Here is a 24045-nt window from a genome sequence, read left to right as displayed (position 1 = left end):
CATGACGCAAAAACTCGTCATCATCGGTAATGGCATGGCGCCGGGGCGCATGCTGGAAAACCTGTTCGAAACCGCGCCCGGCCTCTACGATGTCACCATTTTCAACGCCGAGCCGCGCGTCAATTACGATCGCATCATGCTCTCGCCGGTGCTTTCAGGCGAAAAGAGCTACGAGGACATCGTCATCCACAATGACGACTGGTATGCGGCCAATAATGTGACGCTGCACAAGGGTGCGAAGGTCACCGGTATCGATCGGGACAAAAAGACCGTCACCAGCGAAAACGGTATTACGGCTTCCTATGACAAGCTGGTGATCGCCACAGGTTCTCTGCCCTTCATCATTCCCGTCCCCGGCCATCAATTGCCCGGCGTGCTCGCCTATCGCGATCTCGATGATGTGACGAAGATGCTGGAGATCGCAGAAGGAAAGGGCCGCGCCATTGTCATCGGCGCCGGGCTTCTCGGGCTGGAAGCCGCCTATGGTCTCAAGCGTCAGGGAATGGACGTCACCGTCGTCCACCTGATGCCGACGATCATGGAGCGTCAGCTTGATCCGGCAGCGGCCTATCTTCTGGAAAAGGCGCTCACCGAGCGCGGCATCGACATCATCACCAAGGCCAATACCAAATGCATTCTTGGCAAGGAGAAGGTCGAGGGCATCGAGCTGGAAGACGGCAGGATCATCAAAGGCGACATGGTGGTGATGGCGGTCGGTATCCGTCCCGCTTCCGGTCTTGCCAGGGAAGCCGGTCTTGCCGTCAATCGCGGTATCGTCGTTGACGATGGCATGATGACGTCGGACGCCTCGATCTATGCGCTTGGCGAATGCGCGGAACATCGCGGCATATGCTACGGGCTGGTTGCCCCGCTTTATGAATCGGCCCGGGTGTTAGCCGACCGCCTTTGCGGCGGTTCGGCCGAATATCACGGCTCCGTCACTAACACGAAGCTCAAGGTCACCGGCATCAACCTGTTTTCCGCCGGCGATTTCGCAGAAGGCGACGACCGCGAGGAAATCGTGCTGCGCGATGCCACAGCCGGCGTCTATAAGCGCCTCATCCTGAAAGAAAACCGCATCATCGGTGCGGTGCTCTACGGCGAGACGGCGGATGGGTCGTGGTTCTTCGATCTGATGAAAAAGTCCACCGATATTTCCGCCATGCGCGAAACCCTGATTTTCGGCCAGGCCTATCAGGGAGGGTCCCCGCTGGACCCTATGGCGGCCGTTGCAGCCTTGCCGGATGATGCGGAAATCTGCGGCTGCAACGGCGTTTGCAAGGGTAAGATCACCTCGTCCATCACCTCCAAGGGATTGACGTCTCTGGATGATGTGCGCGCCCACACCAAGGCTTCCGCCTCCTGCGGCAATTGCACCGGTCTTGTCGAACAGCTGATGACGCTGACGCTCGGCGACAGTTATAACCCCGCTGCCGTGCAGCCCATGTGCAAATGCACCGATCTCGGCCACGACGATGTACGCCGTCTCATCAAGGCCAAGGGTCTTAAGACCATTCCAGCCGTGATGCAGGAGCTTGAGTGGAAAACCTCCTGCGGCTGTGCGAAATGCCGGCCGGCGCTCAATTATTACCTCGTCTGCGACTGGCCGGATGAGTATGCCGATGATTACCAGTCGCGTTACATCAATGAGCGTGTTCACGCCAATATCCAGAAGGATGGGACCTATTCCGTCGTGCCGCGCATGTGGGGCGGTGTGACATCCTCTTCCGAACTTCGGGCGATTGCCGATGTGGTCGACAAGTTCGAAATCCCAATGGTTAAGGTGACGGGCGGCCAGCGCATCGACCTTCTCGGCATCGAAAAGGAGGATTTGCCCGCCGTCTGGGCCGATCTCGGCAAGGCCGGGTTCATTTCCGGCCAGGCCTATGCCAAGGGCTTGCGCACCGTGAAGACCTGTGTCGGCCAGCAATGGTGCCGCTTCGGCACGCAGGATTCCACCGGGCTTGGCATCCGCATTGAAAAATTCATGTGGGGATCGTGGACACCCGCCAAGCTGAAGCTTGCCGTTTCCGGCTGTCCGCGCAACTGCGCCGAGGCCACCTGCAAGGATATTGGCGTCATCTGCGTCGATTCCGGGTTCGAGATCCACTTCGCCGGCGCCGCCGGCCTCGATATCAAGGGCACTGAAGTTCTGGGTCTTGTCAGAACCGAGGATGAAGCGCTGGAGCATATCGTGGCGCTCACCCAAATGTACCGTGAGCAGGCGCGCTACCTTGAGCGCATCTACAAATGGGCCAAGCGCATCGGCTACGACGAGGTTCGTCGCCAGATCATGAATGATGCGGAGAAGCGTCGGGCCTATTTCGAACGCTTCGTCTTCGGCCAGAAATTCGCGCAGGTCGATCCCTGGTCCGAGCGTGTGTCCGGCCACGACAAGCACGAATTCAGGCCCATGGCGGCAATCGGTTTCAGCGAGGCAGCGGAGTGAGAACGATGGACGTCAACTGGATCGATATTGGTGACATCTCCGACATCCCACTACGCGGCGCACGGTGCGTAAAAACGCCGATGGGCAAGATCGCCGTGTTCCGCACAGCGGAAAATCATGTCTTCGCCATCGAGGATCATTGCCCGCACAAGGGCGGGCCGTTGAGCCAAGGCATCGTGCATGGGGCTTCAGTGACGTGTCCGCTGCACAATTGGGTCATTTCGCTGGAGACCGGCAAAGCGCTGGGAGCAGACGAGGGCGAGGTGCGGACCATCCCGGTGCGTAATCTGGATGGGAGGCTTTCGATAGCGCTTGAAACGCTGATGATTGCGGCGGAGTGAATTGCGATGGCGGCGGCTTTACCCTCCTTTGCCCTGCCGGGCATCTCCCCCTCAAGCGGGGAGATCGACAAGCGGAGGGCTCCTCGTTCCCTCTCCACCGGCGACGACGCCAGTTGTGAATGGAAGTTTGTGCCGCGATTGATCTCCCCCCTTGAGGGGGAGATGCCCGGCAGGGCAGAGGGGGGTAAGCGCCACACGTTGAGGCGGCGTAACCGCCACACGCTGAGAGGGCAAACCCATGCCCGTTGAAACCAAAACCACCTGTCCCTATTGCGGCGTCGGCTGCGGCGTCATCGCCACCGTCAACGACGATGGCATCGTTTCCATCAGAGGCGATCAGGACCACCCCGCCAATTTCGGCCGGCTGTGCTCCAAGGGCTCGGCCCTCGCCGAAACCATCGACCTTGAAGGACGCATTCTTCACCCTGAGATCAATGGCAAACGGGCGACATGGGACGAAGCGCTTGATCTCGTCGCTTCCCGCTTCTCCGACACCATTGCCGAACATGGCCCGGATTCGGTCGCCTTTTACGTCTCCGGCCAATTGCTGACGGAGGATTATTACCTCGCCAACAAGCTGATGAAAGGTTTCATCGGTTCGGCCAATATCGATACCAACTCAAGGCTCTGCATGTCGTCCTCGGTCGCTGGCCATCGCCGCGCCTTCGGGGCCGATACGGTGCCGGGCACCTATGAGGATATGGAGCTTGCCGATCTGGTGATCCTCACCGGTTCAAATCTCGCCTGGTGCCATCCCGTCCTCTACCAGAGGCTAGCGGCGGCAAAGGCGGCACGGCCGGAAATGAAAGTCGTTGTCATCGATCCGCGTCGCACGATTAGCGCCGATATTGCCGATATGCACCTCGCCATCCGCCCGGATGGAGACGTGGCCTTGTTTACCGGCCTGCTGGCGCATCTTTCCGGTAGTCCTGCAGTCGATCACGCCTTTGTGGAAGATCACACGGTCGGTTTTGATGCTGCGATGCAGGCAGCAACCGAATATAGCCTGCCTGATATCGCTGAGGCCACCGGGCTGACGATTGCCGAACTGATTTCCTTTTACGAATTGTTCGAACGCACCGAAAAAACCGTCACCTGTTACAGCCAGGGCGTCAACCAGTCGCAAAGCGGCACCGACAAGGTCAACGCTATCATCAATTGCCACCTTGCGACCGGTCGCATCGGCAGGCCCGGCATGGGACCGTTTTCGCTGACCGGTCAGCCGAACGCCATGGGCGGGCGCGAGGTCGGCGGGCTGGCCAACATGCTGGCCGCCCATATGGCCATCGAAAGTGCCGGGGATCGTGATCGCGTGCAGCGCTTCTGGGCCTCGCCTGCCATTGCGGAAAAACCCGGCCTCAAGGCCGTTGATATGTTTCGGGCCGTGGCCGATGGCCGCATCAAGGCGCTGTGGATCATGGCGACCAATCCAGTGGTGTCCATGCCTGACGCCGGTGCCGTCGAAGCGGCCATCAAGGCCTGTCCATTCGTCGTGGTGTCCGATGTCATGGCAAAGACCGACACGGCGCGCCATGCCCATGTGCTTCTGCCATCGCTTGGCTGGGGGGAAAAAGACGGTACGGTCACCAATTCCGAGCGGCGCATTTCCCGCCAGCGCGGTTTTCTCGATACACCCGGTGAAGCGAAAGCGGACTGGTGGCAGATGGCGGAAGTGGGCCGGCGCATGGGTTTCGGCGCAGCCTTTGCCTTCCGGCACGCGTCGGAGATTTTCGCCGAACATGCGGCTCTGTCTGGCTTCGAAAATCTGGGCAGTCGCGATTTCGACATCAGTGGCGTCGACCCGAAAGTCTATGACGGGATGGCGCCCTTCCAATGGCCAAGACCGCAGGCAGGCGACGCCGGCACGACGCGTTTCTTCGCAGATGGCCGGTTTTATCACGCCGATGGCAAGGCACGGTTCATCGTCACAGCCTTGCCGGAGGTGGACAGAACGTCGGCGGACTATCCGCTGACGCTGAATACCGGGCGCATTCGCGACCAGTGGCATACCATGACCCGCACCGGCAAAAGCGCACGCCTTACCGCCCATATCGCCGAGCCATTCGCCGAGCTTCACCCGCGCGATGCACAGGCGCGGGGCATCGAAAGCGCCGATCTGGTAGAGCTGGAAAGTCCACATGGTAAGGTTCTGCTGCGGGCGTTGATCAGCGAAAGGCAGGCGCGCGGATCGGTGTTCGCGCCGATGCACTGGAACGACCAGTTTGCCTCGCTGGCGCGGATCGATATGGTTGTGGCCCCGGTCACGGACCCTTATTCCGGCCAGCCCGCCTCGAAAAACACGGGCGTGAGGGCAAGACGTTTCGAAGCGAAGGCTTACGGTTTCGCCATTTCCCGCACCCGGCCCGATGCGCCGGACTGCGCCTATTGGGCCATTGCAAAGGCGGATGGCGGCTATCGCATGGAGCTTGCCTTTGCGGAAGAGCCGCAGGACTGGACGCTCTGGGCACGACAGGTCTTCGGCATCGACGCCGGGATCGAGCCGCTGGGTTGTAGCGACCGGCAAACTGGCGATCTGCGCCTTGCCTTTTTCGATGGCGATATACTGCTGGCGGCGCTGTTCATCGCAAGGCGGCCGGTGGCTGTTGCCCGCAACTGGGCGATCTCGCAACTGACCGAGCGCCATGAGGATCTGCGAATGCGGTTTGCGCTGATCGCCGGTCGCCCCGGAGCCGGCCGTCCCGATCCGGGGGCCACGGTCTGCTCTTGCTTCAATGTCGGCGTCAACCAGATCACGGCCGCAGTCCGGGATGGCTGCCATAGCGTCGAAGCCATCGGCAAGGTGTTGAATGCCGGCACCAATTGCGGCTCGTGCCGCGCCGAAATCAAGGAGGTCATCAATGGATGCCTTAAAACCGCAGCGGAATGAACCGGCCCGTATGGAGAAACTCGCCAAGCTGCCGGTTTTCTGGGGGCTTGAGGGCAAGCGCGTGGTGCTGGCGGGCGGATCGGATGGGGCCGCCTGGAAGGCGGAGCTGTTGCTGGCCTGCGGCGCGGAATTGCATGTCTTTTGTGAGAGGGGTGACCTGTCCGAGACATTTGCATGGCTCGTTGCCAGAAGCACTCGCCTGCATTTCCATGCCATGCGCTGGCATAGTGGCATATTCGCCAATGCGGAACTGGCGCTGGCGGATTGCGAAACGGATACGGAGGCGGCAGCCTTTCATGCCGCTGCGCGGGCGGCGGGTGTTCCCGTCAACGTCATCGACAAGCCGGAATTCTGCCAGTTCCAGTTCGGCTCCATCGTCAATCGCTCGCCAGTGGTCGTCTCGATCTCCACCGATGGCGCAGCACCTATTCTGGCTCAGGCTATCCGTCGGCGCATTGAGACATTGCTGCCGCCCTCGCTCAGGGATTGGGGCGCGCTTGCCCGGACCATCCGTGAGCGGGTTAACCTGCGGCTGACGCCAGGTCCGTCCCGGCGGCTGTTCTGGGAGAAATTCGTCGATCGGGCCTTTACCGAAAGGCTGGACGAAGACAGCGAAGAACGATTGCTGACGGCTACCGGAATGCAGGCTTGCGAGGTTGGGGGGCGGGTGACGCTTGTGGGCGCCGGCCCTGGAGACGCCGAACTTCTGACGCTGAAAGCGGTGCGCGCCCTGCAGGCGGCAGATGTCATTCTGTTTGACGATCTTGTCTCAGCCGAGGTGCTGGAGCTGGCGCGGCGGGAGGCCAAGCGCATGCTGGTTGGCAAGCGCGGCGGCCGCGAAAGCTGCAGGCAGGAAGATATCAACGACATGATGATCCGGCTTGCAAAGGCGGGAAAAAGGGTGGTGCGCCTGAAATCCGGCGATCCGATGATTTTCGGGCGCGCCGGTGAGGAGATCGCCGCGCTGGCGGCTGAAAACATTCCCGTCGATGTCGTGCCCGGCATCACCGCGGCAAGCGCCATGGCCTCCCGCCTGGGCATTTCCCTGACCCATCGCGACCACGCCCAGTCGGTGCGCTTCATCACCGGCCATTCCCGTCAGGGAAAGCTGCCGGAGAATATTGACTGGACATCGCTTGCCGACCCCGCCGTAACCACGGTTTTTTACATGGGCGGGCGAACCGCGGCGGCAATCCGGTCCTCCTTGCTCGCCCACGGCATGGACGCCTCGACGCCCGTTGCCGTCGTGGTTTCCGTCACCCGGGCGAATGAGCAGCGCTGGTGCGGCACACTCACGCAACTGTCTGCGGCAATCGAGCGGCTGGGGGTAAACGAGCCCGTTCTGATCGGCATTGGCGATGTGTTCCGCGCCGCTTCCCCGGCGCTGTCCGTGATGGACGCAAAGGAGATCCTTCCGCCCGTTCTGATAGCTCGCTGACGGACCACGCGCCGCCCCGGCGCAAATTTTTGACACACGACGTCGACGCGGCCACCCACGGTCGGCCTAAACCATCCCTTGACATTGGTTTTTCGTTCGCTCTTCAATAAAACGAAAAAATTGAAAGAGGAGGGAGGGCGAAATGTTGCTCACACCGCGTCAGGATGAAATCGTCGCGCTGGCGAAAGCGAACGGGCGAGTGCTGGTCGACGAGCTGGCATCTCGGTTTTCCGTCACCCCTCAGACGATCCGCAAGGACCTGAACGACCTCTGCGATACCCGTGTTCTGACCCGCATCCACGGCGGCGCGCTTTTTCCAAGCGGCAATGAAAATGTCAAATACGAGGCTCGGCGGGCGATTGCTTCCGTGGAAAAGCAGGCGATCGGAGCCGCTGCCGCCGCTCTCATTCCCAACAATTCGTCGCTTTTCATCAACATCGGCACGACCACGGAGGCGGTGGGCGAAGCGCTGGCGGATCATCACGAACTGATGGTCATCACGAATAATATAAATGTTGCCAACAGGTTACGTGTTTTCCCGGGTATTGAGGTGGTGATTGCCGGTGGTGTCGTGCGCGGCTCCGATGGCGGCATTGTCGGCGAAGCGGCCGTGGATTTCATTCGCCAGTTCAAAGTGGATTTCGCCGTCATCGGCGTGTCCGCCATCGATGAGGACGGCGCCCTGCTGGATTTCGATTTCCGCGAGGTCAAGGTTGCGCAGGCAATCATCTCCAACGCGCGCCATGTGATTCTGGTATCGGATTCGCTCAAATTCGAACGGACGGCCCCTGTCCGCATCGGCCATCTTTCGCAGGTTCATACCTTCATCACCGATCATTGTCCGATTGATTCCATCCGCGGTATCTGCGCCGATCATGATGTCCGGCTGATCGAGACGGAGGCCCGCGGCACCTGATCCACGGGCTGTCGGAATTTCGTTTGACATTCGTTTTGTCTTCGAATTAGATGGTCGTGCTTTCAATATATCGATGAGGAGAGCGTCGATGAAAGCGCGGGAGGGTGCATGTCTGACGAGGCAATTCACGATATTTTCGTGATCGGCGGCGGTATCAATGGCTGCGGCATTGCGCGCGACGCCGTCGGCAGGGGCTATTCCGTCGCACTTGCGGAAATGAACGATTTCGCCTCCGGTACGTCGTCTGCTGCAACCAAGCTCATTCATGGCGGCCTGCGTTATCTCGAACATTACGAGTTTCGTCTGGTGCGCGAAGCACTGATGGAACGCGAGGTTCTGTGGGCCATGGCGCCTCATATCATCTGGCCCATGCGTTTCGTGCTGCCCTTCCAGAAGGGCGGTGTGCGTCCGGCGTGGCTCGTGCGTCTCGGGCTCTTCCTTTACGATCATCTTGGCGGCCGCAAGCTTCTGCCCGCCACCCGCTCGCTCGATCTGCGCCGTGATCCGGCCGGAAAGCCTTTGAAACCGATTTTCGCCCGGGCTTTCGAATATTCCGACGGATGGGTCGATGACGCCCGCCTGGTCGTGCTGAACGCCCGTGATGCCGCTGACCGTGGCGCGTTGATCCTCAGTCGGACGCAGGTGGTTTCCGCGCGGCGCGACGGCGCGTTCTGGCGGGTCGAGACGAGAAATGCCGCCGGAGAAACGCAGGTCCACCGGGCGCGGATGTTGGTGAATGCCGCCGGTCCATGGGTCGACAGGGTTCTGTCGGAGACCTTCGGCAAAAACAACGTTCACAATGTTCGCCTCGTCCAGGGCAGCCATATCATCGTGCGCAAGAAGTTCTCCGATCCGCGCGCCTACTTCTTTCAGAATCCGGATGGCCGCATCATTTTCGCCATCCCTTACGAACAGGATTTCACCCTGATCGGCACGACGGATCGCGACTATACCGGTGACCCCCGGGCTGTTAAGATCAGCGACGAGGAAATCAGCTATCTCTGCAGCGCGGCGAGTGAATATTTTGCCGAACCGGTGAAGCCGTCCGATATCGTCTGGACCTACTCCGGGGTGCGGCCGCTTTTTGATGACGGCGCGTCAAAAGCGCAGGAGGCGACGCGTGATTATGTCTTGAAGACCGAGGGGACCGACGGCGAGGCACCACTTCTCAATATTTTCGGCGGCAAGCTCACCACTTATCGGCGACTCGCCGAACATGCTCTTGAAAAGATCGGCGATGCGCTGGGAACAAAGGGAGCCCGATGGACAGCGGGTTCTCATCTGCCGGGCGGAAATTTCAATGTAGAAGCTTATGCTGCGGAGGTTTCTGCGCTGCTATCGCGTTATCCCTTCCTGGAAAAGCGTCATGCGGAGCGGCTTGTCCGCTGCTACGGCACCGATGTGGCGGCGATGATAGGCAATGCGACAGACGCGCCCGCGCTTGGGCGGCATTTCGGCGGCACGCTCTACGAAGCTGAAGTTCGCTGGCTGATGGCGCGGGAATGGGCGCTGACGGCGGAGGATATTTTGTGGCGCCGTACCAAGCAGGGACTTTTTTTGACCCCCGACGAGGTGCGCGGGTTGGAGGACTACATCGATGACATTGCAGGTGGACGATTGAAGGCAATCTGACGATCCGGACAAAAGCGGAGGAGGCTTTGGATCACCATGCTTGAATTGCGAAATGTCTCGAAGATGGTGGGCGGTGACTATCATATTCATCCCACGGATCTGACGTTGCAGCGCGGAAGCCTGAACGTTCTGCTTGGACCGACGCTTTCGGGCAAGACGTCGCTCATGCGGCTAATGGCAGGGCTGGACAAGCCAAGCAGCGGCTCGATCCTGGTCAACGGCGAGGATGTGACCGGCTGGCCGGTCCAGAAGCGCAACGTCGCCATGGTGTACCAACAGTTCATCAACTATCCGGCGCTCAGCGTTTACGAAAACATTGCCTCGCCGATGCGGGTTGCGGGCAAGGATCAGGCAACCATCGACCGGGAAGTGAGAAAAGCCGCGGAGCTTCTGAGGCTTACACCCTATCTCGACCGTACGCCGCTCAATCTTTCCGGCGGCCAGCAGCAGCGCACGGCACTTGCCCGCGCCATCGTCAAGAACGCCACTCTGGTGCTGCTCGATGAGCCATTGGCCAATCTCGATTACAAGCTGCGCGAAGAATTGCGCGAGGAGCTGCCGCGCATTTTCGCGGAGTCGGGCGCGATCTTCGTTTATGCCACCACAGAGCCGTCAGAGGCGCTGCTGTTGGGCGGCAATACGGCAACACTCAACGAGGGCAGGGTAACCCAGTTCAGTCGCACCATCGAGGTTTACCGGCGCCCGGTGGATATTGTGACGGCGGAAATTTTCGCCGACCCGCCGCTCAACACCATCGAGGTCATCAAGACGGGTGGAGCCTTTACCCGTGCTGATCGCGCCGTTGTCGCGGTGCCGGCGCACCTTGCCACCGTGCCGGATGGACCTTTGACCATCGCTTTCCAGCCGCATCATCTTTTCCCGCAGGCGAAGGGTGAAGCACGGCAATCCATACGGGCGCGGACGCTGATCTCTGAAATCGCCGGGTCGGAAAGCTTCGTGCATGTGGAATTTTCGGGCCGACGCTGGGTCATGCTGGCGCATGGCATCCACGACATCGAACCGGACAGGGATATCGAGCTGTTTCTCGATACAAGCCACCTGATGGCATTCGACGCAAATGGCCGCGCCATCGGCGAAGCGGCGTAAGGGGGATCGGTCATGGCACGTATCACGCTCGATCATATCCGCCACGCCTATAACGCCAAGGCGCAGGCTGCCGGCGATTATGCCCTGAAGGAGGTTCATCACGAATGGGAGGATGGCGGGGCCTATGCACTTCTCGGTCCCTCCGGTTGTGGTAAGACCACGCTGCTCAACATCATTTCTGGCCTGCTGCGCCCCTCCGACGGCCGTATCGCGTTCGACGGAACAGACGTCACGGATTTTGCGACTGAAGATCGCAATATCGCCCAGGTGTTCCAGTTCCCGGTCGTTTACGACACGATGACAGTTTACGACAATCTTGCTTTTCCGCTGCGCAACCGGCATGTGCCGGAGGCCGAGGTCGACCGCCGCGTGCGGGAAATCCTTGAGATGACCGACCTTTCCGGTATGGCCAAACGCAGGGCCCGCGGGTTGACGGCGGACCAGAAGCAGAAGATCTCGCTGGCGCGCGGCCTCGTACGCTCCGACGTCAACGCCATTCTCTTTGATGAGCCGCTGACGGTCATCGATCCGCATATGAAATGGGTGCTGCGCTCGCAGCTGAAGCGCCTGCATCGCCAGTCCGGTTTTACCATGGTCTACGTCACCCATGACCAGACCGAAGCGCTGACCTTCGCCGACAAGGTGGTGGTGATGTATGACGGCCAGATTGTCCAGATCGGCACGCCGGCTGAGCTTTTCGAGCGGCCGGGGCATACATTTGTCGGTTATTTTATCGGCTCGCCGGGCATGAATGTTCTGCCCGCCAATATCGAGGGGACGACGGCTGTAGTCGGCGGCCTTGGTGTGCCGCTGGCAGGTGCGCCGACGATCGCATCGGGGCAGCGCATCGAAATCGGCATCCGCCCGGAATTCGTCCGGCTGGAGCGCGGCGGCATGCCCATCACTGTCGATAAGGTCGAGGACATCGGCCGGCAGAAGATCGTGCGTGCCCGGTTCGCCGGCCAGAAACTCGCGATCGTCGTTGCGGAAGACGAGGAAATCCCGGCGGAGGCCGGTGTGCGCTTCGACCCGGCCGCCATCGGTGTTTTCGCCGATTCCTGGCGTGTAAAGATGGGGGCCTGACCATGGAAAAAAGCTGGAACAACAAGGCATGGTTCATGGTGCTGCCGGTGCTGGTGCTGGTCGCCTTCTCCGCTGTCATTCCGCTGATGACCGTCGTGAATTATTCGGTGCAGGACACCTTCGGCAACAACCAGTTCTTCTGGGCGGGAACGCAATGGTTCGAGGAAATCCTGGCGTCGGACCGGTTCTGGGATGCGCTGGGGCGCAACCTGCTATTCTCCGGCATCATCCTCGCGATTGAAATTCCGCTCGGCATCTTCATCGCACTCAAAATGCCGAAATCCGGCATCGGCGTGCCGATCTGCCTCGTCACCATGGCACTGCCGCTGCTGGTGCCGTGGAATGTGGTGGGCACGATCTGGCAGGTCTTCGGGCGCAGCGATATCGGACTTCTCGGTTATTACGCCAATCAGCTCGGGCTCGACTACAACTATGTCAACGATCCCGTCGATGCCTGGATTACCGTCGTCATCATGGATGTGTGGCACTGGACGAGCCTTGTCGTGCTTCTGTGTTATGCCAGCCTCGTTTCCATTCCTGACGCCTATTATCAGGCGGCAAGGATCGATGGCGCGTCGCGTTTTGCGGTGTTCCGGTTCATCCAGCTGCCGAAGATGAAACGGGTGCTGCTGATCGCCTTCCTGCTGCGCTTCATGGACAGTTTCATGATCTATACCGAACCCTTCGTCGTCACTGGCGGCGGCCCGGGCAATTCCACAACCTTCCTGTCCATAGATCTCGTGAAGATGGCACTTGGCCAGTTCGACCTCGGCCCGGCAGCGGCCATGTCGCTGATCTACTTCCTCATCATCCTGCTGTTATCGTGGGTGTTCTATACCGTGATGACCAGCCACGACGCGGAGACCTGAGTCATGAGCGCCTCCAATGTCACGACCGGCGTGGAACGTAACGGCTTGGTCTCCGGCTCGTCGGGCGTTGCCACGTCGGCAAGACCCAGCTTTGCCGCAACGGCGCGCTCACGCCGCCATCACGGGCCATCCCGGTTTTCCTGGCTGGTGCCGACCATCTACATCCTGCTTCTGCTCGTGCCGATCTACTGGCTTATCAATATGAGCTTCAAGACGAATGCGGAAATCGTCTCTTCCATGACGCTCTATCCGCATCAGCCGACGCTGCAGAACTACAGGACGATCTTCACCGATTCATCCTGGTATTCCGGCTATATCAATTCGATCATTTATGTCGTCATGAACATGGTGATCTCGGTGGCTGTCGCGCTGCCAGCGGCCTATGCCTTTTCGCGTTACCGTTTTCTCGGCGACAAGCACCTGTTCTTCTGGCTTTTGACCAACCGCATGGCGCCACCGGCGGTCTTTGCCCTGCCGTTCTTCCAGCTCTATTCCGCTTTCGGGCTGATCGACACCCACATTGCCGTGGCGCTTGCGCATTGCCTGTTCAACGTGCCGCTGGCGGTGTGGATTCTCGAAGGTTTCATGTCTGGCGTGCCGAAGGAAATCGACGAGACCGCCTATATTGACGGCTACTCCTTTCCGAAATTCTTCGTGAAGATCTTCATGCCGCTCATTGCTTCCGGCATCGGCGTCGCCTGCTTCTTCAGCTTCATGTTCTCGTGGGTCGAGCTTCTGATCGCCCGTACGCTGACGACGACGGACGCCAAGCCGATTGCCGCGACGATGACGCGCACCGTGTCTGCCGCCGGCATGGACTGGGGCCTGCTTGCCGCTGCCGGCGTGTTGACGCTGATACCCGGCGCTCTGGTGATCTGGTTCGTGCGCAATTACATCGCCAAAGGCTTTGCGCTGGGAAGGGTTTGACCATGACGAAGATGCCCGATTTTACCTGGATGGCGTGGACGTGGCAGACGGCGGCCTTTTTCGGCACCATCGCGGTTTTGCTGGTCGGCATGTGGTTCTGGGAACGTCTCTCGCCCGGCGGCAATCCCCGCTTCGGCCTGTTGCGCTTCGAAACGACGCGTGGTGACAGGCTGTTCATCTCGCTGCTTGGCAGCGCCTTCATTCATCTCGCATGGCTCGGGCTGGTCGGCCCGAACCTGTGGTGGGCTCTCGCTCTATCCGTGGTCTACGCCGTTGGCGTTTTCCGTTTTGTCTAGAGCAGGAAAAGATGCGGCGGAGGAAAACCGCATCTCGCAGACTTCATGCAATCGCAACCCTTGGGAGGACTGATATGCGACGGCATCTGATGACGACGACGGCAGCCATGCTGCTGGCAATGACAGGTTCGGCTTTTGCCGGAATGGAGGAAGCAAAGCAGTTTCTGGACAAGGAAATCGGCGACATGTCGGCGCTTTCCCGTGCAGAGCAGGAAAAGGAAGTACAATGGTTCATTGATGCCGCGAAGCCTTTCGCGGGCATGGAGATCAAGGTCGTATCCGAATCCCTGACCACGCATGAATATGAATCAAAGGTTCTGGCGCCTGCATTTACCGCCATTACCGGCATCAAGGTGACGCACGACCTTATCCAGGAAGGTGACGTTGTCGAAAAGATCCAGACCCAGATGCAGACCGGCCAGAACCTTTACGATGGCTGGGTCAACGACAGCGACCTCATCGGCACCCATTGGCGTTACCAGCAGGTGCGCAACCTGACGGACTTCATGGCCAATGAAGGCAAGGATGTCACCAATCCCGGTCTCGACCTCAAGGACTTCATCGGCAGCGCGTTCACGACGGCACCGGACAAGAAGCTCTACCAGCTTCCCGACCAGCAGTTCGCGAACCTCTACTGGTTCCGTTACGACTGGTTCAACGACGACAAGAACAAAGCGGACTTCAAGGCCAAGTACGGCTACGACCTCGGCGTTCCCGTCAACTGGTCGGCCTATGAGGACATCGCCGAATTCTTCACCGGCCGCGATGTCGGCGGCAAGAAGGTCTTCGGCCATATGGACTACGGCAAGAAGGACCCCTCGCTCGGCTGGCGCTTCACCGATGCCTGGCTTTCCATGGCCGGCAATGGCGACAAGGGCCTGCCAAACGGCCTGCCGGTCGATGAATGGGGCATCAAGGTCAATGACAAGTCGCAGCCGGTCGGCTCCTGCGTGGCGCGCGGTGGCGATACCAACGGTCCCGCTTCGGTCTATTCCATCGAGAAATATCTCGAATGGCTGAAGAAATATGCGCCGCCGGAAGCGCAGGGCATGACCTTCTCCGAGTCAGGCCCGGTGCCGGCACAGGGCAACATCGCCCAGCAGATCTTCTGGTACACGGCCTTTACTGCCGACATGGCCAAGCCCGGCCTGCCTGTGGTGAACGAGGACGGTTCGCCGAAATGGCGCGTCGCACCCTCGCCGCACGGCGTCTACTGGAAGGACGGCATGAAGCTCGGTTATCAGGATGTGGGTTCCTGGACGTTGATGAAATCCACGCCAGACGACCGCGCCAAGGCCGCATGGCTCTATGCGCAGTTCGTGACCTCAAAGACCGTGGATGTGAAGAAGAGCCATGTCGGTCTCACCTTCATTCGTGACAGTACCATCCATCACAAGAGCTTCACGGACCGCGCCTCCAAGCTCGGTGGTCTTGTCGAGTTCTATCGCTCGCCGGCCCGCGTTCAGTGGTCGCCGACCGGCACGAACGTTCCTGATTATCCAAAGCTGGCGCAGCTCTGGTGGCAGGCAATCGGCGATGCGTCGTCGGGTGCCAAGACCGCACAGGCTGCCATGGACTCGCTCTGCGCTGAACAGGAAAAGGTCATGAGCCGCCTGGAACGTGCTGGCGTGCAGGGCGATATCGGCCCGAAGCTGGCGGAAGAGCATGATATCGAATACTGGAACAAGGACGCCGTTTCGAAGGGCAATCTCGCGCCGCAGCTGAAGATCGCCAACGAAAAGGAAAAGCCGGTCACCGTCAATTACGACGAACTGGTGAAAAGCTGGCAGAAGTGATGTCTGCATAAAATCTTAAATCGGGGCGGCTCTGCCGCCCCGTCATTGCGTTTGAAAGGGAGTGACATAATGGGCGGTTATATTCTGGCGATCGATCAGGGCACGACATCGACGAGGTCGATGGTCTTTGATCGCGACATGCGGGTCATCGGTGTCGGGCAGCGAGAATTTCCGCAGCATTTTCCTGCCTCCGGCTGGGTCGAACACGATGCCGAAGACATCTGGAAGAGTGTGCTTGAAACCATCCGACTGGCGCTTGCCGATGCCGGCATCGCCGCAACCGATATAGAGGCGATAGGCATCACCAATCAGCGGGAAACGACGGTGCTGTGGGACCGCAACACCGGCGAAGCGGTGCACCGCGCCGTGGTCTGGCAGGATCGCCGTGCCGCCCCGGTCTGCGAGGATTTGAAAAGAAGGGGGCTGGAACCGCTCTTCTCTAAAAAGACCGGACTGCTGCTCGATCCATATTTTTCCGGCACGAAGCTGAAATGGCTCTTGGACAGCGTCAGCGGTCTTCGCGAAAGGGCGGGCAAGGGAGAAATCTGCTTCGGTACCGTCGACAGTTTCCTGATCTACCGTCTCACCGGCGGCCGCCGGCACGTGACCGACGCCACCAACGCCTCGCGAACGCTGATCTATAATATCGAAGACAATGTCTGGGATGATGAGCTCCTGTCCATCCTCGACATCCCCCGCGCCATGCTGCCGGAGGTTCTGGATTGCGCCGCCGATTTCGGCGTAACTGACAAGTCGCTTCTGGGCGCGGAAATTCCGATCCTCGGCGTTGCGGGCGACCAGCAGGCGGCGGTGATCGGCAATGCCTGCTTCGAGCCGGGCATGATGAAATCGACCTACGGCACCGGCTGCTTCGCACTTCTCAATACGGGCACAGACCGGGTGGCCTCCACAAACCGGCTGCTGACGACGATTGCTTATCGTCTCGACGGCGTGACGACCTATGCGCTGGAAGGCTCTATCTTCATCGCCGGGGCGGCGGTGCAGTGGCTGCGTGACGAGCTTGGTTTCATCTCGGTTGCATCAGAAGTCAGCGCGCTTGCCGAAAAGGCCGATCCGAAGCAGCGCGTTTATCTCGTGCCTGCGTTTACCGGTCTTGGCGCGCCTTATTGGGATGCCGAGGCGCGGGGTGCGATCTTCGGCCTCACACGCGGGACGGGCCCGGCGGAATTTGCCCGCGCGGCGCTCGAAAGCGTTGCCTATCAGACGTTCGACCTGCTGGATGCGATGCGCAAGGACTGGGCAGGTGACAATGGCAAGACGGTGCTGAGGGTCGACGGCGGCATGGTCGCCTCCGATTGGACGATGCAGCGGCTGGCAGATATTCTCGCCGCGCCCGTCGATAGACCGGTGTTTCTCGAGACGACAATCCTTGGTGCCGCCTGGCTTGCGGCCTCACGTGCCGGCATCTGGCCGGACCGCAAGGCCTTCGCCGACCATTGGCGGCGCGACCGCCGCTTCAGCCCCGAGATGGAAGAGAGCGAGCGGAAGAACGCCATCGCAGGCTGGCGCGACAGCGTCGGCCGTTGCCTCTCGAAACGGGACAATTAAGGCCGGTTACACGAAACTGCCGGGTGCGATGCTCTTGCTGGAAACGAGATCGGAAAGGGCGCGCACCAGCTCCGCCTCCGCGCCCTTGCTCGGTTGAAGCACGAATTCCACGTCTTCCAGCAGCGGCAGCACGCCTGCGGCAATCTCCTTCAGACCAGCCGGCGCCATGCTGCGCGGCTGCACCAGAATGCCCATGCCCGCCCTTGCTGCGGCGGTTAGTCCACTGAGACTGCCGCAGGTGCAGACGATTCGCCAGGCGAGACCGGCCCGGTCCAGTGCCTCCTGCGCCGCCTTCCGGGTGATGCTCGGTGGCGGAAAGGCAATCAGCGGGAGCGCATCCGGCTGGTTCAGCATCCGCTCAGGATCGCGCGCCAGCCAGACGAGCGGTTCGCGATAAAGGAAATGACCAAGCTTGTCGCCGAGACGACGCTTGGCCAACACCACGTCAAGTTCGCCATTGTCCTGCATCTGGTAAAGCACACCGCTCAGCGAGACCGTTAGTTCAAGGTCAACCAGCGGGTAAAGCCGAATGAATTCCTCCAGAATGGTCGTAAGGCGACTGGCGACAAAATCTTCCGACACACCAAGCCGCAGCCGACCGCGCAGGCGGCTTTCGCTGAAGAGCGAAGAGACCTTGCTATCGATTTCAAGCATGTTGCGAGCGTAACCGAGTAATGCCTCACCCTCGCCGGTCAGTTTTACCTGATGGGTGTTGCGTGCGATCAATCGGCGGCCAAGGGAGGCTTCAAGCCTTTGAATATGCTGGCTGACAGTGGATTGGCCAATGCCGAGCCGTTCGGCAGCAAGGGTAAAACTGCCGGTTTGCTGGAGCATGACGAAACTGGCAAGATGTTGAAGGTTCAGCATTATCTCAAATCATGATAACTGTTAATCTTTGCATCCGAAATCATGATGAGCGATAGTGGCGCGCGTTTCAAGCAAAACCGCTGCCGGAAAGACCTCCCATGACCCGCTTCCTGCCCGACCGTTTCACCATGATGCTGGTGGCCACCGTAATTCTGGCTTCCATCCTGCCGATCAGCGGCGAGCCGGCAGAATATTTCGGGCTTGCGACAAAACTCGCGATCGCTCTGCTGTTCTTCCTGCACGGCGCGCGGCTTTCGCGGGATGTGGTGATTGCGGGCATCCTGCACTGGCGTCTGCATCTGGCGATCCTGCTCGTGACCTTCGGCCTTTTCCCGCTTCTCGGTGTGGCGATAGGCTTCATTCCCGAAAGCATCCTGCCGGCACCGCTCTATATGGGCGTGCTGTTTCTCTGTGTGCTGCCATCCACCGTGCAGTCATCCATCGCCTTCACGTCAATGGCGGGCGGAAACGTGCCGGCGGCGATTTGTTCAGCCTCGGCTTCGAATATTTTCGGCATGTTCCTGACGCCGTTGCTGGTTGGCCTGCTGTTCACGGTCGGCGGCCATGGCGGCGGATTTTCGCTGGATGCTTTCCTGCAAATCTTCCTGCAGCTGCTTCTGCCTTTCATCGTCGGTCAGGTCCTGCAGCCCTGGATTGGTGACTGGATAAGGGCGCGCAAGAAATTGCTTTCTCCGGTCGATCGCGGCTCCATCCTGATGGTCGTTTATCTCGCCTTTTCCGATGCGGTCATCGAGGGCATATGGCACACGTTTTCGCTCCGGGATATCGGTGTGGTCATCGTCATCAATATCCTGCTGCTGGCGCTTGTCCTATGTGTAACGATGTTCGGCAGCCGGCTATTGGGTTTTGACAAGGCCGATGAGATCACCATCACCTTCTGCGGCTCGAAAAAGAGCCTCGCCAGCGGCGTGCCCATGGCCGGCGCGATCTTCGCCGGCCAGAGCATCGGTGCCATCGTTTTACCGATCATGCTCTTTCATCAGATCCAGTTGATGGTCTGCGCTGTCCTTGCCCAGCGTTATGCCCGCAAGGCCCATGAAAAGGCAGCGATAGCCGAAGCGGCTGCGGCAGAAGGCGCCGCAGCCTCCGCTCGATAAAACGCGCTCCCGCCAACAAAAACGGCCCCTCAAGGGGGCCGTCTGTCTTGCATGTGGAATACTTAGTTAACCTGAGCCGGGGTAACCTGGGCTTCGATGGTCTTCGGCGCATCGGCGCTGTCGGACGAGATCGCAATGCGGCGCGGCTTCATGGCTTCCGGAATATTGCGAACGAGATCGATGTGAAGCAGGCCATTCTTCAGGGAAGCGGTCTGCACTTCTACGTGGTCGGCAAGCTGGAAGCGGCGTTCGAAGGCGCGCGTGGCGATGCCGCGATACAGAAATTCGCCTTCCGTCGTCTTCTCATCCGTGGCTTTCTCGGCTTTCACGGTCAGCGCATTGGCGCGGGATTCGATGCTGAGTTCATTTTCATCGAAACCGGCAACCGCCATGGTGATGCGATAGGTATTCTCACCGGTCCGCTCGATATTGTAGGGCGGATAGGACTGGGCCTGCTCAGGCTGGCCGAGGCCGTCAAGCATCGAAAAAAGACGGTCGAAGCCCACGGTGGAACGATAGAGAGGGGAAAAATCAACGTGACGCATGGTGTCCTCCTTAAGAAGCGACTGTTTGCGGTTAAGTCCGCCATCCCATTCTGGCGACGGTCGGACATTTGGCGCGGCCCCGCTTTGGCGACCGCATGAAGGAGATGGGAATGGCGTCGCGCGGCGTCAAGGGGTGGATGCAACATGAACCATGTCTGAACATCCGGTTCCGGCATCGTTCAGTTTGAGAGCCATAAAACTCCAGTCATCGGAGACATTCTCCGTGGACAGAAGCAATAACGTCCCTTCTTCTTCTGTCTTACTCGCCGGAACCGCGACTGCTTTAACCGACGGTTCCGGCAATTTTTTCTTTGACCTTCCCGCGCCGCCGACCTATCCGAAAAGAGTTGAAAAGCCGGAAAAAGACCGATGATCGAAGCCACATTGCGCGCCAGTGAAGACAATCCGGTTCCCGACAGCCATGTGGTTGGATATTTTTCTGGCCATGGCGGCAAACAGCTCCGCTATGCGATCTTTCGGACCCATCGTCATGTTGCCCGCGGAACGGTGGTTCTGCTGCATGGCAGAAACGAATGTATCGAAAAATATTTTGAAACAGTGGCCGATCTGACGGCCATGGGCTTCTGGGTCGCGACGTTCGATACGCGCGGGCAGGGCGGTTCCGAACGGCTGCTGAAAAGGCCGGGTGCCGGGCACGTGCGGCGCTTTTCCGATTATCAGCACGACATCAGCCTTTTTCTGGAACAGGTGGTGCTTCCGGATACGAGGCTGCCGTTCTTCATGATTGCACATTCTACCGGCGCGCTTGCCGCGCTTGCCGCAGCGCCCGGGCTCGCGAACAGGATTGATCGGCTGGCGCTTTGTTCGCCCTTCATAGAACTCGACAGTCAGCAATCCGTCCCGTCATCCGTTATCCGGCTGGTCGCCACGGCTTTGAGCCTTGCCGGCCTGGGAAAAGTTCAGCTTGGCAGGGACCAGCGCGAACGGGATTTTGACGGCAATCCGCTAACCTCGGACGCAAAACGTTTCGCAAGGAATCTCTCGCTGCACAGGCAGTTTCCGGAACTGTTCATTGGCGCGCCAACGGCCCGCTGGGTCTATGAGGCGTTGAAGACCATGGGCCGCGTGACCCGTCAGGATCATCTGACGAACATAACCATTCCTACCCTCATTCTGGCGCCCATGCTGGACACGATAACGCCCTATAAGGCGCAGGAAGAGCTGTCGCGCAATTTCCGGGCAGCGCAGCTTCTTCCCATCACCGGCGCGCGTCATGAACTGCTGCATGAGCGGGATGTTTTCCGCAAGCAGGCACTGGCCGCCATCGACGCGTTTTTCGCGCCGGAGTGATGGCCGCCTTGAAGGGCAGGTCTATAGTCTGGAGAGAATGGCAAGCGCCTGTTCGTGTACGGATCTGGAGCCGGCGGCCAGAATGCGGCCGCCATTTTCAGGACGTCCACCATCCCATGTGGTGATGATGCCGCCGGCCTGCTCGATGACCGGAATAAGTGCGCCCACATCGTAGGGCTTCAGGCCGGATTCAATGACGAGATCGACATGACCCGCGGCCAGCAGGCAATAGGCGTAACAATCCACGCCGTAGCGGAAAAGGCGGACCTGATCCTGCACCTTTTCGTAGAATGGCTTTTCCTCGGCGGTGAAAATATGGGGTGTTGTGGTAAAAAGTATTGCGTCCGATAACGAAGCGCAGTCACGCGTGCGGATGGTTCGTTCGCCCTCGGGTCCGAAATACCAGGCGGAGGTGCCGTCGGCAAAGTAACGCTCCCTGGTGAAGGGCTGGTCCATCATACCCATCGTGGCGCGGCCGGCAGACTGGAAGCCGATCAGAGTTCCCCATACGGGCACGCCGGAAATGAAGGCGCGTGTGCCGTCAATGGGGTCGATGACCCAGACATGCTCGCGGTCGAGACCGACATTGCCATGTTCTTCCCCGAGGATGCCGTGCTGGGGAAAACGAGCCTCGATGAGCGCACGAATGGCGCTTTCGGCCGCTTGATCGCCTTCCGTCACCGGATCATAGCCGCCATCCTGCTTGTTGGTAACGGCAACGCCCGTGCGAAAGCGGGGAAGCGTTTCGGCGCTGGCCGCATCAGCAAGTTCGAAGAAGAAATTCCGGTCGGGCAGCATGCGAAACCTCATTGCGTGAATTGATGGCCTCAATTGTGTGGCGAAATGCATAGACCGGAATCACATCCGCCGTCCACTCGTATGGTGACGAAGCCGCGGTTTCCATATTTTCGGCAAAAGCACAAAAAACATGCAAAAAATAAAATGATTGACAATTGTGCAATTACTGCGTAGCGTGATGCTACAGTCTTTGACTGTAAATACCCTCCTTGGGTGTTTCCTCCCTAGACTTGACCGCGCCAAGGCGCGGTTTTTTTTGCCCGGCGCACAGCCAGGCAAGGGGGCGAAGGATTTAATTGGGAAGCTTGGCTGTGCTATTCGGCGGCGAGCGAAGTTTCGATCGCATATTCCGACACGAAAGCCCCGAGCTGGCGCATGAATATTTCCAGCGAAGCCTGAATGGCGGGGAAATCGCCTTTCTTCAAAAGCGTTTTTTCATCGACATAAAGCGACCGGTTGACCTCTATCTGCAGCGCGTGAAGCGAGCGTATGGGACGGCCGTAATGTTCGGTAATGAAGCCGCCGGCATAGGGCTTGTTGCAGACGGCGACGAAGCCAAGTTCTTCGAGGAAATGCAGGGCCGCACGCGAGACTTCCTGGGAGGCGCTGGTGCCGTAGCGGTCGCCGATAATAATATCAGGTCTGAGGTTTGACCCGGTGACCCGGATATTACCGGGCATCGAATGGCAATCGATCAGCACCGCCATGCCGAAATGTGCGTGCGTGCGGGACAGCAGGCGGCGCAGACAGGCGTGGTAGGGTTTGTATATGGTCTCGATACGGGAGAGGGCTTCATCCACCGGCAGGCGATGGGCATAAATATCCATGTTTTCCGCAACGATACGCGGCACGGTGCCAAGGCCGCCTGCGACCCGCATGGAGCCGATATTGGCGTAGGGCGGCAAGGTGCCCTCGAACATGCGGGGATCGAGCTCATAGGGCTCTCGATTGACGTCGAGATAGGCGCGCGGAAAATTCGCTTTCAATAGCGGCGCGCCAATCTCTGGGGCGGCGCCGAAAAGCTCGTCGACGAAGTGGTCCTCGGAGCGACGGATGTCATGCGAATCGAGCCGCGCCGATTCTAGGAAGGAGATGGGATAGCAGCGGCCGCTATGAGGGGAATTATAGACGAATGGCAGGGTTTGAACGGCAGGTTCCGTTACTTCGAACAGCTCATATTCACCTGTTACCCAGTCCATTCAGGCCATTTACCATGTCGCAAACTATCAGGAGGTTCATGTTGCCAGTTACGGTGCGGCAAGTCCATACTGTCGCCCAAGTAGCGCTATACCGATTCACGTGTTCACAGGATATTTACCGTGAAAATCCTATAATCGGGCTAGGGTATTCCAAACATTAAGCAGTTACGGTCACTTAACCATGAATCAGAAAATTCTTCTCGCTGAAGACGATAACGATATGCGCCGCTTCCTCGTCAAGGCGCTGGAAAAAGCCGGCTACAAGGTTTCTTCCTTCGACAATGGCGCAAGCGCTTACGACCGGCTGCGCGAGGAGCCCTTTTCCCTTCTGCTCACCGATATCGTCATGCCCGAAATGGACGGTATCGAGCTTGCACGACGCGCGACCGAACTCGACCCGGACCTGAAAGTCATGTTCATCACCGGCTTTGCAGCGGTTGCGCTGAATGCCGATTCGAAGGCTCCGAAGGACGCCAAGGTGCTTTCCAAGCCGTTCCATCTGCGCGATCTGGTGGATGAGGTCAACAAACTCCTTGTGGCGTAAGGCCTCTCAAAAAACCTTCACAAAACCGAAAAAAAGCAGTTGACGCATGAACCGGTTTTGTGGTCTATCCGCCGCCACGGAGGGCGTGTAGCTCAGCGGGAGAGCACTACGTTGACATCGTAGGGGTCACAGGTTCAATCCCTGTCACGCCCACCATCCGAATTCATAAAAGGGTTTCTGAGCAGTCAGAAACCTTTTTTCGTTTCTCCTTCAGCCCAGCCCTTTTTCCTCGGAAGCGATTTCTGTCGCTGCTGGCTTTCGCCTGCGCACGAGCTTCAAGTCACCGCGTGGCGGGATATGCTTGCAATAAATTTCGCATTGAAAAATAAAATTCAATGCCGTTGACGTATCCG

At 59.2% G+C, this 24045-nt stretch carries 21 protein-coding genes and 1 tRNA gene; 18 read left to right on the top strand and 4 right to left on the bottom strand.

Translation table 11 applies throughout. The features are described from left to right. Position 1: 1 nt before the first annotated feature. From nirB to glpK, 13 genes are all read left to right on the top strand, one after another. Positions 2-2449, top strand: a complete 2448-nt coding sequence (gene nirB / locus FHW77_RS21930; protein WP_111813670.1) for a nitrite reductase large subunit NirB — start codon at positions 2-4, stop codon at positions 2447-2449. Between the two features lie 5 nt (positions 2450-2454). Then, positions 2455-2790 (top strand): nitrite reductase small subunit NirD, encoded by a 336-nt coding sequence (gene nirD / locus FHW77_RS21925; protein WP_100911278.1) that lies wholly within the window; start codon positions 2455-2457, stop codon positions 2788-2790. 238 nt (positions 2791-3028) lie between these two features. Continuing rightward, the gene (locus tag FHW77_RS21920; protein WP_100911279.1) at positions 3029-5677 is read left to right on the top strand and encodes a nitrate reductase; all 2649 of its coding nucleotides are present in this window, start codon (positions 3029-3031) and stop codon (positions 5675-5677) included. Continuing rightward, the gene (gene cysG / locus FHW77_RS21915; protein WP_162696209.1) at positions 5649-7115 is read left to right on the top strand and encodes a siroheme synthase CysG; all 1467 of its coding nucleotides are present in this window, start codon (positions 5649-5651) and stop codon (positions 7113-7115) included. The genes FHW77_RS21920 and cysG overlap by 29 nt, the downstream gene beginning before the upstream one ends. Positions 7116-7257: 142 nt before the next feature. After that, the gene (locus FHW77_RS21910; protein WP_006699927.1) at positions 7258-8031 is read left to right on the top strand and encodes a DeoR/GlpR family DNA-binding transcription regulator; all 774 of its coding nucleotides are present in this window, start codon (positions 7258-7260) and stop codon (positions 8029-8031) included. A gap of 108 nt (positions 8032-8139) precedes the next feature. After that, complete coding sequence (locus FHW77_RS21905; protein ID WP_182590689.1) at positions 8140-9663, top strand: glycerol-3-phosphate dehydrogenase; 1524 nt, start codon at positions 8140-8142, stop codon at positions 9661-9663. 36 nt (positions 9664-9699) lie between these two features. Next, positions 9700-10770 carry an ABC transporter ATP-binding protein gene (locus FHW77_RS21900; protein ID WP_006699929.1) on the top strand — a complete coding sequence of 357 codons (1071 nt, stop codon included), beginning with the start codon at positions 9700-9702 and terminating at the stop codon, positions 10768-10770. A gap of 12 nt (positions 10771-10782) precedes the next feature. After that, positions 10783-11853 (top strand): ABC transporter ATP-binding protein, encoded by a 1071-nt coding sequence (locus FHW77_RS21895; RefSeq protein WP_035207356.1) that lies wholly within the window; start codon positions 10783-10785, stop codon positions 11851-11853. 2 nt (positions 11854-11855) lie between these two features. Next, positions 11856-12722, top strand: a complete 867-nt coding sequence (locus FHW77_RS21890; RefSeq protein WP_004437268.1) for a carbohydrate ABC transporter permease — start codon at positions 11856-11858, stop codon at positions 12720-12722. A gap of 3 nt (positions 12723-12725) precedes the next feature. Further along, entirely contained in the window at positions 12726-13649 is a 924-nt protein-coding gene (locus FHW77_RS21885) for a carbohydrate ABC transporter permease (protein WP_004437272.1), read from the top strand. A 2-nt stretch (positions 13650-13651) separates the two neighbouring features. Further along, positions 13652-13945: a DUF2160 domain-containing protein gene (locus tag FHW77_RS21880; protein ID WP_004437276.1), complete on the top strand. Its 294-nt coding sequence runs from the start codon at positions 13652-13654 to the stop codon at positions 13943-13945. Between the two features lie 74 nt (positions 13946-14019). Then, entirely contained in the window at positions 14020-15741 is a 1722-nt protein-coding gene (locus tag FHW77_RS21875) for an ABC transporter substrate-binding protein (protein ID WP_004437278.1), read from the top strand. A gap of 69 nt (positions 15742-15810) precedes the next feature. After that, positions 15811-17310, top strand: a complete 1500-nt coding sequence (gene glpK, locus FHW77_RS21870; RefSeq protein WP_004437281.1) for a glycerol kinase GlpK — start codon at positions 15811-15813, stop codon at positions 17308-17310. A gap of 6 nt (positions 17311-17316) precedes the next feature. On the opposite strand, the gene FHW77_RS21865 is transcribed toward glpK, so the two are convergent. After that, a complete protein-coding gene (locus tag FHW77_RS21865) occupies positions 17317-18177 on the bottom strand; it encodes a LysR family transcriptional regulator (RefSeq protein WP_044459571.1) in 861 nt (286 codons plus the stop codon). A gap of 98 nt (positions 18178-18275) precedes the next feature. Between FHW77_RS21865 and FHW77_RS21860 the strand changes: the two genes are divergently transcribed. Next, positions 18276-19295, top strand: a complete 1020-nt coding sequence (locus FHW77_RS21860) for a bile acid:sodium symporter family protein (protein WP_022563300.1) — start codon at positions 18276-18278, stop codon at positions 19293-19295. Between the two features lie 62 nt (positions 19296-19357). On the opposite strand, the gene hspL is transcribed toward FHW77_RS21860, so the two are convergent. After that, the gene (gene hspL, locus FHW77_RS21855) at positions 19358-19840 is read right to left on the bottom strand and encodes a heat shock protein HspL (protein ID WP_004437287.1); all 483 of its coding nucleotides are present in this window, start codon (positions 19838-19840) and stop codon (positions 19358-19360) included. Positions 19841-20063: 223 nt separating this feature from the next. On the opposite strand from hspL, the gene FHW77_RS26785 reads away from it, so the two are divergent. Then, entirely contained in the window at positions 20064-20213 is a 150-nt protein-coding gene (locus FHW77_RS26785; protein ID WP_162471999.1) for a hypothetical protein, read from the top strand. Then, complete coding sequence (locus FHW77_RS21845; protein ID WP_035207362.1) at positions 20210-21151, top strand: alpha/beta fold hydrolase; 942 nt, start codon at positions 20210-20212, stop codon at positions 21149-21151. Before FHW77_RS26785 ends, FHW77_RS21845 begins: the two co-directional genes overlap by 4 nt. 21 nt (positions 21152-21172) lie before the next feature. On the opposite strand, the gene hisN is transcribed toward FHW77_RS21845, so the two are convergent. Both hisN and FHW77_RS21835 read right to left on the bottom strand, forming a co-directional pair. Beyond that, positions 21173-21949 (bottom strand): histidinol-phosphatase, encoded by a 777-nt coding sequence (hisN, locus tag FHW77_RS21840; protein WP_035207365.1) that lies wholly within the window; start codon positions 21947-21949, stop codon positions 21173-21175. Positions 21950-22263: 314 nt separating this feature from the next. Beyond that, positions 22264-23148, bottom strand: coding sequence for an N-formylglutamate amidohydrolase (locus FHW77_RS21835; protein WP_022563305.1), 885 nt, complete (start codon positions 23146-23148; stop codon positions 22264-22266). Between the two features lie 181 nt (positions 23149-23329). Here FHW77_RS21835 and cpdR point away from each other — a divergent pair, with 181 nt between their 5' ends. Together cpdR and FHW77_RS21825 are read left to right on the top strand one after the other, a co-directional pair. After that, a complete protein-coding gene (gene cpdR / locus FHW77_RS21830; protein ID WP_003497910.1) occupies positions 23330-23692 on the top strand; it encodes a cell cycle two-component system response regulator CpdR in 363 nt (120 codons plus the stop codon). Positions 23693-23773: 81 nt separating this feature from the next. Next, positions 23774-23848, top strand: a tRNA-Val gene (locus FHW77_RS21825). Positions 23849-24045 lie beyond the last annotated feature (197 nt).

It is taken from the genome of Agrobacterium sp. RC10-4-1 (genome assembly GCF_014138475.1).
GTDB lineage: Bacteria > Pseudomonadota > Alphaproteobacteria > Rhizobiales > Rhizobiaceae > Agrobacterium > Agrobacterium pusense.
The sequence above is the reverse complement of the archived record's forward strand: the minus strand, read 5'-3'. Positions and strand labels throughout refer to the sequence as shown.